Source organism: Pseudobacillus badius (assembly GCF_002189605.1).
GTDB lineage: Bacteria > Bacillota > Bacilli > Bacillales > Domibacillaceae > Pseudobacillus > Pseudobacillus badius.
On record NZ_MWMM01000013.1, the window covers coordinates 1 to 12,991 of the forward strand.

A 12,991-nucleotide genomic window follows, 5' to 3' on the forward strand; every position below is an offset into this window, starting at 1 on the left:
GAGGTGGAAGCGTGGCGACACGTGGAGCTGACGAATACTAATCGATCGAGGACTTAACCAAAACGCCGTATGGCGTAAAGCAACAAACCATGGCACGGTATTGCCGGTTACTGACACATATTATCCAGTTTTGAAAGAATAATTTCTTTCCATTTTATACAGTCTGGTGGCGATAGCGAAGAGGTCACACCCGTTCCCATCCCGAACACGGAAGTTAAGCTCTTCAGCGCCAATGGTAGTGAGGGGCTTCCCCTTGTGAGAGTAGGACGTTGCCAGGCACCCTAAACAGAGAGCATTTTAATGCTCTCTGTTTTTTTATGCAGATTTTCATAAGCATTGATCTGACGAAGTAATTTTCTTGTAACTTATTCCTTCTTTTTTATCTATTTAATTTGTGATAAACTTACGTCATTGTTTCGGAGATTACTAATTAAAGGAGGATGCCCCATGCTGGAGAATGGATTGGTTATGGCCTTAATTATTTTAATTATTAATGTTTGTTACGTATCATTTTTTACAATTCGGATGATCTTAACGTTAAAGGGGTATCGTTATTTTGCTGCTTTTGTCAGCATGGTTGAAATTATCATCTATATTATCGGACTGGGTATGGTACTCGATAATTTAAATGAAATTCAAAACGTTATTGCTTACGCTGTTGGTTACGGCTTAGGAGTAATTGCCGGAATGAAGCTCGAAGAGAAGCTGGCACTTGGCTACATTACAGTGAACGTCATTACGAAGGAATACGATAAGGATTTACCTAAACAGCTTCGTGCTCAAGGCTATGGCGTTACAAGCTGGGCAGCTAACGGGCTTGAGGGAGATCGGATGGCTTTGCAGATTCTGACACCGCGAAAATATGAATTAAAATTATACAGTCAAATTAAGGAACTAGATCCGAAAGCGTTTATTATTGCCTATGAACCTAAAACGATTCACGGCGGATTCTGGGTAAAAAGTGTAAAAAAAGGGAAGCTGGCAGAATGAGCAAAAAGAAAAAATTTTATTTACAGGAAAACGAAACGATTGATGAGTGCCTGCAACGCATGTCGGCAGAGGGGTATGTCCCTGTGCGCAGGATGGAGCAGCCCATCTTTAAAGAAGAAGTGGTCAATGGAGAAAAGAAATACATCCCTGTTGGGAGAGAAATCATTTTTGAAGGAAAAATAAAGCCTTAAACACGAACATTAAAAAACAGATAAATATAATCGTTCGATTTTTTATTGACAATAACCTTTTAAGCTTGTTAAGATGTAGATGACAAATATAGCGCCTCATATAATAGCGGGAATAAGGCCTGCAAGTTTCTACCCGATCACCGTAAATGATTGGACTATGGGGAAAGTATTTCTTATCTGGGATTTAGTACGATTTTAATGAGCTTGTTGCCCGGGTGAGCTGCTTTCTCTTTGGAGAAAAACAGCCATCCGGGCTTTTTATATTGTGATTACTTACTTTAAGGAGGCCAATCATGTCAGTAGAAGTTGGCGTAATTATGGGAAGCACCTCTGATTGGGAAACGATGAAGCATGCCTGCGATATGTTAGAAGAGCTCGGTGTTTCATTTGAGAAAAAAGTGGTTTCTGCACACCGGACGCCTGATCTTATGTTTCGATACGCTGAAGGCGCAAGAGAGAAAGGTTTAAAGGTCATTATTGCTGGTGCAGGTGGAGCGGCCCATCTGCCAGGAATGGTGGCAGCTAAAACAACTTTGCCGGTGATCGGCGTACCTGTTCAATCAAGAGCACTAAATGGCTTAGATTCCTTATTGTCTATCGTGCAAATGCCAGGAGGCGTGCCGGTAGCAACTGTAGCCATCGGGAAGGCTGGAGCAATTAACGCCGGACTATTGGCTGCTCAAATTTTATCTGTGACGGATAAGGAAGTGGCTGCAAGGCTGGAGGAGCGCCGCCAAAAGATTGAAGAAACTGTATTGGAAAGTAGTGATCAACTTGTCTAGAGAGATGATTATGCCCGGACAAACGATAGGAATTATCGGCGGCGGACAGCTTGGCCGGATGATGGCTCTAGCGGCCAAAGAAGCGGGTTTCAAAATAGCTGTTCTGGAGCCGGGAGAACATTCCCCGTGCGGACAAGTAGCGGACGTGGAGATTCATGCGGCTTATGACGATCCGGCAGCTCTGGATCAATTGGCGGCTGTCAGTGATGTTATCACCTACGAATTTGAAAATATAGATTATGACGGCTTAAAAAAGCTGCAAGAAAAAGCATTTGTTCCACAGGGAGCAGAATTGATCAAAGTGACGCAAAACCGCGTGGCTGAAAAAGAAGCCATTACCAAGGCTGGCGTGCCGGTAGCCCCCTATGCGGTGATCACAGAAGCAGAAGAAATTTATGATAAGATAGATAAGCTCGGATATCCTGCTGTCTTGAAAACAGCGCGCGGCGGCTATGACGGCAAGGGACAATTTGTCATTAAAGAAGCGGCTCAGATTGAAGAAGCGGCTCAGCTTTTAAAGCATGGTGTATGTGTACTGGAAAAATGGATTCCGTTTGAATGTGAAATTTCAGTGATTATTACACGAAATATCGAAGGGGAAACCACTTATTTTCCGGTCGGAGAAAATGTACATAAAGAAAACATTCTCCATGAAACGATCGTACCGGCAAGGGTGACAGATAGCGTCAAAGACAAGGCAGTCCAAGCTGCTGAGAAAATTGCTGAAGCGCTCTCGCTCGTGGGCACGCTGGCTGTAGAAATGTTCGTCGGAAAAAATGGGGAAATTTACATTAACGAGTTAGCACCACGACCTCATAATTCGGGGCATTATACAATTGAGGCGTGTGACATGTCCCAATTCGGCCAGCATATTCGCGCGATTTGCAATTGGCCGCTGAAAACGCCTGAATTATTGAAGCCTGCTTTGATGGTCAACATTCTTGGTGAGCATGTGCCGGGAGTGCTGGATGGAATCGCGGAGCATCCGGAGTGGTCTGTTCACCTATACGGAAAGGCGGAGGCAAAGATCAAGCGGAAAATGGGCCACATCACAATTTTAACAAACGACATAGAGGCTGCACTTGAAGAAGTAGAGGCTAGCGGGATCTGGAGCAATAATGGAAAGCTGATCGGAGGACAAAAGAAATGATTGAACGTTATACGCGTCCTGAAATGGGAGCTATCTGGACAGAGGAAAACCGTTATCAAGCTTGGCTGGAAGTTGAGATTCTTGCTTGTGAAGCATGGGCGGAACTTGGTGAAATCCCAAAGGAAGACGTCCAAAAAATTCGTGAGCATGCGGGCTTTGATGTGAACCGCATTAAAGAGATTGAAGAAGAGACACGCCATGATGTGGTGGCCTTTACACGCGCGGTGTCTGAAACACTTGGAGAAGAGCGAAAGTGGGTCCATTACGGCTTAACTTCTACAGATGTAGTAGATACAGCCTTGTCTTATTTATTAAAACAAGCCAATAGCATCTTAAGAAAAGATCTTGAGAACTTCGTTGATATTCTTAAGGAAAAAGCAAAAGAGCATAAATACACTGTGATGATGGGACGGACGCACGGTGTTCACGCAGAACCGACTACATTCGGCTTAAAGCTTGCTCTTTGGTATGAAGAAATGAAAAGAAATCTTGAGCGTTTTAACCAAGCAGCAGAAGGAGTAGAGTACGGCAAGATCTCGGGAGCTGTCGGCACATATGCCAATATTGACCCGTTTGTTGAAGCGTACGTTTGCAAGCGGCTTGGTACAAAGCCGGCGCCTATCTCCACACAAACGCTGCAGCGTGACCGTCATGCCCATTACATGAGCACACTTGCTTTAATTGCGACATCAATTGAGAAGTTTGCTGTGGAAATCCGCGGCTTGCAAAAAAGTGAAACACGCGAAGTGGAAGAGTTCTTTGCCAAAGGACAAAAGGGTTCATCCGCTATGCCGCATAAGCGCAATCCGATCGGATCCGAAAACATGACGGGGCTTGCCCGTGTCATTCGCGGCCATATGTTGACAGCGTATGAAAATGTTCCTTTATGGCATGAGCGTGATATTTCACATTCTTCGGCAGAGCGGATTATTTTGCCGGATGCAACGATTGCCTTGAATTACATGCTGAACCGTTTTGGAAACATCGTGAAAAACCTAACCGTTTTCCCTGAAAACATGAAGCGCAATATGGATCGGACATTAGGCCTGATTTATTCACAACGCGTTCTGCTTGCTTTAATCGATAAAGGCATGGCACGCGAAGCTGCCTATGATACGGTTCAGCCGAAAGCGATGGAGGCGTGGGAAAATCAAGTTCCATTTCGGACATTGATTGAAGCAGATGAGAAAATCACATCAAAGTTAACCGCTGCAGAAATCGCTGACTGCTTTGACTACAACTATCATTTGCAGCATGTAGATACGATCTTCACCCGTCTTGGATTAGATCAATAATTAAATAGCAGTTCCCGTTCAGGCGGGAACTGCTTCTACCTACTAGTGACTGAAGATTTTTATTATTTTTACAAGGGGGAAGTTGCGTTGGAAAAGGGCCCAATGCTTTATGAAGGAAAAGCGAAAAGGATTTATGCAACGGATCAGGAGAATGTAGTTTTGATCTCCTACAAAGATTCAGCAACAGCTTTTAACGGAGAAAAAAAAGCAGAGCTGGCAGGCAAGGGAAGGCTGAATAATGAAATTAGCAGCCGTATCTTTTTAAAGCTTAAAGAGCTCAATATCCCCTCACACTTTATTGAACAGCTTTCGGAACATGAGCAGCTGGTTAAGCATGTAACGATTATTCCGCTTGAAGTCGTAACGAGAAATGTGGCGGCCGGAAGCCTGGCTAAACGTCTTGGACTGCAGGAAGGACAAGTATTTGATCAGCCAATCGTTGAATTCTACTTTAAAGATGATCAACTTGGTGATCCTCTTCTTACTGAAGACCACATTCAGTTATTAAATATTGCTGCCAAAGAAGAAGTAGCTGAGATAAAAAAACAAGCTTTGGCGATTAATGAAGCACTCCTTTCATTATTTGCAGAGATGGAAATCGATTTGATCGACTTTAAAGTCGAATTCGGCAAAGACCAGGATGGCGCCATCCTGCTGGCTGATGAAATTTCACCAGATACGTGCCGCCTGTGGGAAAAGAATACAAATCGCAAGCTGGATAAGGATGTGTTCCGCCGCGATTTAGGAAACTTAGTAGAAGCATATAAAGAAGTGTTTAATAGATTAGGAGGAAACCAGCATGTATAAAGTAAAGGTATTCGTTACTCTAAGAGAGAGTGTATTAGATCCGCAGGGGAAAGCAGTTCAGCAGTCATTAACTAATCTTGGCTATGAAGGTGTGCAGGATGTGCGCATCGGCAAATATATGGAGCTGACTATTGACGGAAGCAATCAGGAAGTAGAGAAGACGGTGCAGGAAATGTGTGAGAAATTGCTGTCTAACCCCGTTGTCGAAGATTACAGATATGAAATTGAGGAGAGTGTTCAGCAGTGAAATTCGCAGTGATCGTATTCCCGGGCTCTAATTGTGACGTTGATATGTTCCATGCCGTACAAGATGAATTAGGCGAGGAAGTAGAATATGTTTGGCATGATGCGGATGACTTAAGCGAATTTGACGGTATTTTGCTGCCAGGCGGCTTCTCCTATGGAGATTATCTTCGCTCCGGAGCGATTGCTCATTTATCTAAGGTGATGAGCGAAGTGAAAAAAGCAGCTCAAGCAGGAAAGCCCGTTCTAGGTGTGTGCAATGGATTTCAAATTTTGCTTGAGTCAGGCTTGCTGCCAGGTGCCATGCTTCGCAACAAAGACTTGAAGTTTGTTTGCAAGCCGGCCCAGCTCAAAGTCGAAAATAACGAAACGATGTTTTCTTCTTTATACAGCAAAGGAGAAAAGGTAACAATTCCTGTCGCACACGGAGAGGGAAACTACTACTGTGATGAAGCGACATTACAGCAATTACAAGCAAATCAGCAAATTGTATTTACGTATACAGACAATTTTAACGGCAGTCTCGAGTCCATCGCCGGAATCGTGAACGAACAAGGCAATGTTCTTGGCATGATGCCTCATCCTGAGCGGGCGGTTGATGAGCTGCTTGGAAGTGCGGACGGATTAAAATTATTTCAATCAATTGTAAAACAATGGAGGGAATCTCATGTCGTTAATGCTTGAACCGAGTGCATCACAAATTAAAGAACAGAAAATTTACCGTGAAATGGGCATGACGGATGAGGAATTTGCCAAAGCGGAGGAGATTCTTGGGCGTACACCAAACTATACGGAAACGGGTCTTTTCTCTGTTATGTGGTCCGAGCACTGCAGCTATAAAAACTCTAAACCGGTGCTCCGTAAATTCCCGATAACAGGCGAGCGCGTTCTTCAAGGTCCGGGGGAAGGAGCCGGAATCGTTGATATCGGCGACGAACAGGCTGTTGTATTTAAAATTGAAAGCCACAACCACCCTTCAGCGATTGAGCCCTATCAAGGCGCTGCCACAGGTGTCGGCGGGATTATCCGTGATGTGTTCTCCATGGGAGCCCGTCCGGTAGCAATGTTAAATTCATTGCGTTTCGGAGAGCTGGATTCCAGCCGCGTGAAATATTTATTCGAGGAAGTCGTAGCAGGCATCGCCGGTTATGGCAACTGTATCGGCATTCCGACAGTCGGCGGAGAAGTGCAATTCGACCGTACCTACGAAGGCAATCCGCTCGTTAATGCGATGTGTGTTGGATTAATTGATCATAAAGATATTCAAAAAGGCCAGGCAAAAGGCGTCGGCAATACGGTCATGTATGTAGGAGCCAAAACAGGCCGCGACGGCATCCACGGAGCTACATTCGCTTCTGAAGAATTGAGCGAACAATCTGAAGAAAAGCGCCCGGCTGTTCAAGTAGGCGATCCATTTATGGAAAAGCTGCTCTTGGAGGCTTGCCTTGAGCTGGTGAAGAGTGATGCGCTCGTCGGTATTCAAGATATGGGAGCGGCTGGATTAACCAGCTCTTCGGCAGAAATGGCAAGCAAAGCCGGTTCCGGGATCGAAATGAACCTGGATGTTGTGCCTCAGCGCGAAACGGGAATGACACCATATGAAATGATGTTATCGGAATCACAGGAACGGATGCTCATCGTTGTTAAAAAAGGGCGTGAACAAGAAATCGAGGAGCTTTTTGCCAAATACGGTTTAGAAGCAGCGACTGTTGGCCGTGTCACTGATGATGGCATGCTTCGTCTGCTTCATAAAGGCGAGATTGTTGCAGAAGTGCCTGCTGATGCCTTGGCTGAAGATGCTCCAGTGTATTATAAGCCATCCGAGGAACCGGCTTACTATCGCGATTACCAGGCGATGGAGCAGGAAACTCCTCAAGTGGAGGACTTGAAAGAAACGCTTATGCAGCTGTTATCTCAACCAACGATTGCCAGCAAAGAATGGGTCTACGGGCAATATGACTATCAAGTGCGGACAAATACAGTTGTCGCACCGGGCTCTGATGCTGCCGTTGTTCGTGTGCGCGGCACAAACAAAGCTTTGGCGATGACGACAGACTGCAACTCCCGTTATTTATACCTTGATCCTGAAGCTGGCGGGAAAATTGCTGTAGCGGAAGCAGCTCGCAACATTGTGTGTTCAGGCGGTGAGCCGTTAGCCATTACCGACTGTTTAAACTTCGGAAATCCAGAGAAGCCGGAGATTTTCTGGCAGCTTGAAAAAGCAACAGATGGAATGAGTGAAGCTTGCCGGGTATTGAGCACGCCGGTCATCGGCGGAAATGTCTCTTTGTATAACGAAACAAATGGTACAGCTGTTTATCCAACGCCAGTTGTCGGCATGGTCGGCTTAATCAAGGATCTTTCCCATATTACTACCCAGACGTTCAAGCAGGCTGGCGATTTAATTTATATGATCGGTGAAACAGCAGTTGAATTTGGCGGCAGCGAACTGCAAAAGCTGCAAAATGGCGGGGAAATTTACGGCAAAGCTCCCGCAATCGATTTAGCTGTAGAGGAAAAGAGACAGGCCAGCTTATTAAAAGCGATCCAAGCAGGCGCAGTGCAGTCTGCACATGACATAGCAGAGGGCGGCTTTGCTGTAGCGCTTGCTGAGAAAGCTTTCGGAACGGAGCTTGGAGCGAACGTTAGACTTGCCGGTCATCTTGAGGCGGCAGCTGCTTTATTCAGCGAAACACAATCCCGCTTTATCGTGACAGTCAGCAAGGAAAAGCAAGAAGTGTTTGAATCCATTGCTGCTGATGCCAAGCTCATTGGAGAAGTAACAGCAGAAGCGGCTTTAGTAATTAAACAGCAAGAGGAAACGGTCATCGAAGCAGCAGTAAATGAACTTGAAGGAGCTTGGAAAGGAGCGATCCCATGCTTGCTGAAGTCAGAGGCTTAAATGAAGAATGCGGCGTATTTGGCATATGGGGACACGAGGATGCGGCACAGATTACGTATTACGGCCTGCAGAGCCTGCAGCATCGCGGCCAAGAAGGAGCCGGAATCGTGGCGACAGACGGCAAACACCTGCACGGCGTCAAGGGTGAAGGGCTGGTAACAGAGGTCTTTACCCAGAAGAAGGTCCAAGAATTGCCTGGCTTCGGTGCCATTGGCCATGTAAGGTACACAACAGCAGGGGGCGGCGGATATGAAAATGTTCAGCCGCTGCTGTTTCACTCACAATCCGGGAGCCTTGCACTGGCACATAACGGAAATTTAATTAATGCTACCTCGCTAAAACACCAGCTGGAGGGACAAGGGAGCATTTTTCAAACGACCTCGGATACGGAAGTGCTGGCGCATTTAATTCGCCGCGGAGGCTTCGGCACGATGAAAGATCAGGTAAAGCATGCTTTATCCATGCTGAAGGGCGCTTATGCGTTTCTGATCATGACAGAAAATGAATTAATGGTGGCGCTTGATCCAAATGGTTTGCGTCCATTATCGATTGGCCAGCTTGGGGAGGCCTTTTGTGTTGCTTCTGAAACATGCGCATTTGATATCGTCGGCGCAAAATTTATCCGCGATGTGGAGCCGGGTGAGCTTCTGATTATTAATAAAGACGGTATGCGCTCTGAACGCTTCTCCATGGCAACAAACCAGTCCATCTGTACGATGGAGTACGTTTATTTTTCCCGCCCTGACAGTGACATTCACGGAATTAATGTGCACAGCGCGCGGAAACGCTCAGGCATTCAGCTGGCGAAAGAAATGAACATTGAAGCCGACGTGGTTACTGGCGTGCCGGATTCCAGCATTTCAGCTGCCATTGGTTTTGCGGAAGCAACTGGCATTCCGTATGAAATGGGGTTAATTAAAAATCGATACGTTGGCCGGACATTTATCCAGCCTTCCCAATCCTTGCGCGAACAGGGAGTGAAAATGAAGCTTTCTCCGGTTCGCGGTGTGGTGGAAGGAAAGCGTGTCGTGATGGTGGATGATTCTATCGTTCGCGGCACGACAAGCCGACGGATTGTCAAAATGCTGAAGGATGCCGGGGCATTGGAAGTGCATGTGTGCATTACCTCACCTCCGATTAAAAATCCTTGTTACTATGGCATTGACACTTCGACAAGAGAAGAATTGATTTCGGCAAGCCACTCGGCAGAAGAGTTGAGACAAGCAATTGGTGCAGATTCTTTAACCTTTTTAAGTGTGGAAGGCCTGATTGAAGCGATTGGCCATGAAAAGCAAAATAGCCATTGCGGCCAATGTCTTGCCTGCTTTACAGGCGAGTATCCGACAGAGATTTTGCCGGATACTATGCATCCGCATGATAAAGAACTGATGTGTTAATGAAGGAAAACTGGCTGTTCATGCAGTTAAGAGGAGATAAGGGGGACCTACGAAATGGCAAAGTCGTATGAAGCGGCAGGAGTAAACATTGAAGCGGGCTATGAAGCGGTTGAACGGATGAAGAAGCACGTAAAGCGGACGAACCGCGCCGGTGTGATGGGGACACTGGGCAGTTTTGGCGGTATGTTTGACTTGTCTGCTGCGGGTGTAAAAGAACCGGTATTAGTATCCGGCACAGATGGGGTTGGCACGAAATTAAAGCTCGCTTTTATGATGGACCGGCATGATACGATCGGCATTGATTGCGTGGCAATGTGCGTGAACGATGTAATTGTCCAAGGAGCAGAACCGCTTTACTTCCTTGATTACATTGCCTGCGGCCAGGCTTTGCCGGAAAAGATCGAGCAAATCGTCAAGGGAGTGGCCGACGGCTGCGAACAGGCAGGCTGTGCTTTAGTCGGCGGAGAAACAGCCGAAATGCCCGGTATGTACAACGATGGTGAGTATGATATCGCTGGTTTTACCACAGGGGTTGCTGAAAAAAGCAAGCTAATTACAGGAGAGACCATTGAAGCAGGCGATGTGCTTATTGGGTTGCCTTCAAGCGGTGTACACAGCAACGGGTTCTCTCTCGTGCGCAAAATCTTTTTCGAACAGCATGGCCTTAAACCGGATGCGGAGCTTGAAGAACTGTCAGCGCCTCTTGGAGACGTGCTGTTGACACCGACAAAAATTTATGTGAAGCCAGTGCTTGAAGTATTAAAGCAAATGGAAGTGAAAGGCATGGCTCACATAACGGGCGGCGGGTTTATCGAAAACGTTCCGCGTGCGCTGCCGGAAGGCTTAGGAGCCGTTATTACAGAAGGCGCCTGGGAAGTTCCGGAGATCTTTGAAGCATTGAAGGTATACGGCGAGCTTGATACGAAAGAAATGTACAATATTTTCAATATGGGCATCGGATTAGTGATGATCGTGTCCGCGGAAGAAGAGGAACAGGCGAAGCAGCTGATTGCTAAAGCAGGGGAGAAAGCTTATACAATCGGCCGGGTCATCTCAGGCGAAGGGGTTCAATTCGAGTCATGAAAAAAGGGGAAAAAGGCAGCATCGCTTTATTTGCATCCGGAAGCGGGAGCAATTTTCAAGCGATTGCAGAAGCCGTTCAACAAGGGGAAATTCCAGCTCATATTGCTTTGTTAGTTTGTGATCAGCCAGATGCTTATGTCATCAAACGTGCGGAACAATTGAATATTCCAGTGTTTTCATTTCGGGCAAAGGACTATGGCTCTAAGGCAGAATTTGAACAAGAGATAGTAGGCAGGCTTCGGGAGGCGGGAGTTGACTTTGTTTTTCTAGCAGGATATATGCGGTTGATTGGAGAAACGCTTTTAGATGCGTACCGCGGAAAAATCGTCAATATCCATCCTTCCCTGCTGCCTGCTTTTCCAGGGAAAGACGCCATTGGCCAGGCATTTAACGCCCGGGTAAAGATTGCCGGAGTAACGGTTCACTTTGTAGACGAAGGAATGGATACAGGTCCGATTATTGATCAAGAAAGTGTTCGGATGGCAGAAGACGAAACACGGGAATCATTGCAGAAAAAAATTCAGGAAGTAGAACACCAGCTGTATCCGCGGGTAATTAAAAAACTTCTAACTGAAGCAGCTATGGAGGGAATAACAGAATGAAAAAACGCGCTTTACTAAGTGTATCAGACAAAACAGGCATTGTAGATTTAGCGAAAGAGCTCATCGCTTTGGATTTTGAGATTATTTCTACAGGCGGTACAAAAAAGATGATCGAAGAGGCAGGATTGCCGGTGATGAGCGTGAGCGACGTGACCGGGTTTCCGGAAATTCTTGAAGGCCGTGTGAAAACGTTAAACCCATTTATCCATGGCGGCCTTTTAGCAAAAAGAGGCGAAGCGGATCATGCAAGACAGCTTGAGGAACAAAAGATTGCGCCAATCCATTTAGTTTGCGTTAACTTATATCCATTCCAGCAAACGATTGCCAAACCAGATGTAACTGTAGATGATGCGATTGAAAATATTGATATTGGCGGTCCGGCTATGCTGCGCGCTTCCGCTAAGAACCATGAGTATGTGACCGTTATTGTAGATTCAGCAGACTATGAGATAGTGCTGGCTGAACTGAAATCCACGGGGGACACAACAAAAGAGACGAGAAGAAAACTGGCAGCGAAGGTATTTCGCCATACAGCCGCCTATGACGCCATGATTGCCGGCTATATGACAGGATTGACAGGCGAACAGCAGCCAGAAAAAATGACATTTACATATGAATTAAAGCAGCCGCTTCGTTACGGAGAAAACCCTCATCAACAAGCTGCTTTTTATGAGCAGCCGCTTGGTTCTGCCTTTTCGGTTGCCCGCGCTAAACAGCTGCATGGGAAGGAACTTTCCTACAATAATATTCGTGATGCAGATGCCGCTTTGCAAATTGTGAAGGAGTTCGCTGAACCAGCAGCAGTAGCAGTGAAGCATATGAACCCATGCGGTGTTGGAGCAGGAAAAACTATTCAAGAAGCGTATGAGCGGGCGTATGAGGCAGATCCGACTTCTATCTTTGGAGGAATCGTTGCTTTAAATCGCCCTGTAGACGAGGCATTGGCTGAAAAACTGCATGAGATCTTCTTGGAGATTATTATTGCACCGGAATTTACAGACGAAGCACTTGCTGTTTTAACGGCAAAGAAAAACCTTCGGCTGTTAACCCTGCCATTTGATAAAGGCAATGATAATGAGAAAGTATTAACCTCTGTAGAGGGCGGCCTGCTGGTTCAAGATTTGGATCTTCATTCGCTAGATGATGCTGATCTGCGTGTTGTAACAAAACGAGAACCGACAGAAGAGGAATGGGCAGCTCTTAAGCTGGGCTGGAAAGTTGTCAAGCATGTTAAGTCGAATGCCATCGTTGTGACAGACGATAAAATGACGCTTGGTGTTGGAGCGGGACAAATGAATCGTGTTGGCGCTGCCAAAATCGCTCTTGAACAAGCAGGGGACAAGGCAAAGGGCGCGGCTCTTGCTTCGGATGCTTTCTTCCCGATGAGCGATACAGTGGAAACAGCGGCTAAAGCGGGCATTACAGCGATTATTCAGCCAGGCGGGTCTATTAAAGATGAAGATTCAATTAAAAAAGCAGATGAATACGGCATTGCGATGGTGATGACCGGCATTAGACATTTTAAACATTAATCGAGCAGGGAGGAACA

13 protein-coding genes, 1 rRNA gene and 1 riboswitch are annotated in these 12,991 nt (G+C 46.1%); all 14 genes read left to right on the top strand.

Annotated elements, in window-relative coordinates; translation table 11 throughout:
- Window positions 1–162 precede the first annotated feature (162 nt).
- Window positions 163–278 (top strand): 5S ribosomal RNA (rrf, locus tag B1A98_RS15995).
- 169 nt (window positions 279–447) lie between these two features.
- The gene (locus B1A98_RS16000) at window positions 448–990 is read left to right on the top strand and encodes a DUF2179 domain-containing protein (RefSeq protein WP_063383796.1); all 543 of its coding nucleotides are present in this window, start codon (window positions 448–450) and stop codon (window positions 988–990) included.
- On the top strand, window positions 987–1,181 hold the full coding sequence (locus B1A98_RS16005) for an NETI motif-containing protein (RefSeq protein ID WP_063383797.1): 195 nt from the start codon (window positions 987–989) through the stop codon (window positions 1,179–1,181). The genes B1A98_RS16000 and B1A98_RS16005 overlap by 4 nt, the downstream gene beginning before the upstream one ends.
- 76 nt (window positions 1,182–1,257) lie before the next feature.
- Window positions 1,258–1,359, top strand: a riboswitch (purine riboswitch).
- A 115-nt stretch (window positions 1,360–1,474) separates the two neighbouring features.
- Window positions 1,475–1,963 carry a 5-(carboxyamino)imidazole ribonucleotide mutase gene (purE, locus tag B1A98_RS16010; protein ID WP_063383798.1) on the top strand — a complete coding sequence of 163 codons (489 nt, stop codon included), beginning with the start codon at window positions 1,475–1,477 and terminating at the stop codon, window positions 1,961–1,963.
- Between the two features lie 4 nt (window positions 1,964–1,967).
- Window positions 1,968–3,113, top strand: coding sequence for a 5-(carboxyamino)imidazole ribonucleotide synthase (gene purK, locus B1A98_RS16015; RefSeq protein ID WP_170808515.1), 1,146 nt, complete (start codon window positions 1,968–1,970; stop codon window positions 3,111–3,113).
- Window positions 3,110–4,408 carry an adenylosuccinate lyase gene (gene purB / locus B1A98_RS16020; RefSeq protein ID WP_041101094.1) on the top strand — a complete coding sequence of 433 codons (1,299 nt, stop codon included), beginning with the start codon at window positions 3,110–3,112 and terminating at the stop codon, window positions 4,406–4,408. The genes purK and purB overlap by 4 nt, the downstream gene beginning before the upstream one ends.
- Window positions 4,409–4,495: 87 nt before the next feature.
- Window positions 4,496–5,215 (top strand): phosphoribosylaminoimidazolesuccinocarboxamide synthase, encoded by a 720-nt coding sequence (gene purC, locus B1A98_RS16025; protein ID WP_041101096.1) that lies wholly within the window; start codon window positions 4,496–4,498, stop codon window positions 5,213–5,215.
- Complete coding sequence (gene purS, locus B1A98_RS16030; protein WP_041101098.1) at window positions 5,208–5,462, top strand: phosphoribosylformylglycinamidine synthase subunit PurS; 255 nt, start codon at window positions 5,208–5,210, stop codon at window positions 5,460–5,462. Before purC ends, purS begins: the two co-directional genes overlap by 8 nt.
- Window positions 5,459–6,142: a phosphoribosylformylglycinamidine synthase subunit PurQ gene (gene purQ, locus B1A98_RS16035; RefSeq protein WP_041101100.1), complete on the top strand. Its 684-nt coding sequence runs from the start codon at window positions 5,459–5,461 to the stop codon at window positions 6,140–6,142. The genes purS and purQ overlap by 4 nt, the downstream gene beginning before the upstream one ends.
- Window positions 6,126–8,360, top strand: a complete 2,235-nt coding sequence (gene purL / locus B1A98_RS16040) for a phosphoribosylformylglycinamidine synthase subunit PurL (protein ID WP_063383799.1) — start codon at window positions 6,126–6,128, stop codon at window positions 8,358–8,360. Before purQ ends, purL begins: the two co-directional genes overlap by 17 nt.
- The gene (gene purF, locus B1A98_RS16045) at window positions 8,336–9,757 is read left to right on the top strand and encodes an amidophosphoribosyltransferase (RefSeq protein WP_063383800.1); all 1,422 of its coding nucleotides are present in this window, start codon (window positions 8,336–8,338) and stop codon (window positions 9,755–9,757) included. The genes purL and purF overlap by 25 nt, the downstream gene beginning before the upstream one ends.
- A gap of 54 nt (window positions 9,758–9,811) precedes the next feature.
- Window positions 9,812–10,840, top strand: coding sequence for a phosphoribosylformylglycinamidine cyclo-ligase (gene purM, locus B1A98_RS16050; protein ID WP_063383801.1), 1,029 nt, complete (start codon window positions 9,812–9,814; stop codon window positions 10,838–10,840).
- A complete protein-coding gene (gene purN / locus B1A98_RS16055) occupies window positions 10,837–11,442 on the top strand; it encodes a phosphoribosylglycinamide formyltransferase (protein ID WP_063383802.1) in 606 nt (201 codons plus the stop codon). The genes purM and purN overlap by 4 nt, the downstream gene beginning before the upstream one ends.
- A complete protein-coding gene (gene purH, locus B1A98_RS16060) occupies window positions 11,439–12,974 on the top strand; it encodes a bifunctional phosphoribosylaminoimidazolecarboxamide formyltransferase/IMP cyclohydrolase (protein ID WP_063383803.1) in 1,536 nt (511 codons plus the stop codon). The genes purN and purH overlap by 4 nt, the downstream gene beginning before the upstream one ends.
- Window positions 12,975–12,991: the final 17 nt, after the last annotated feature.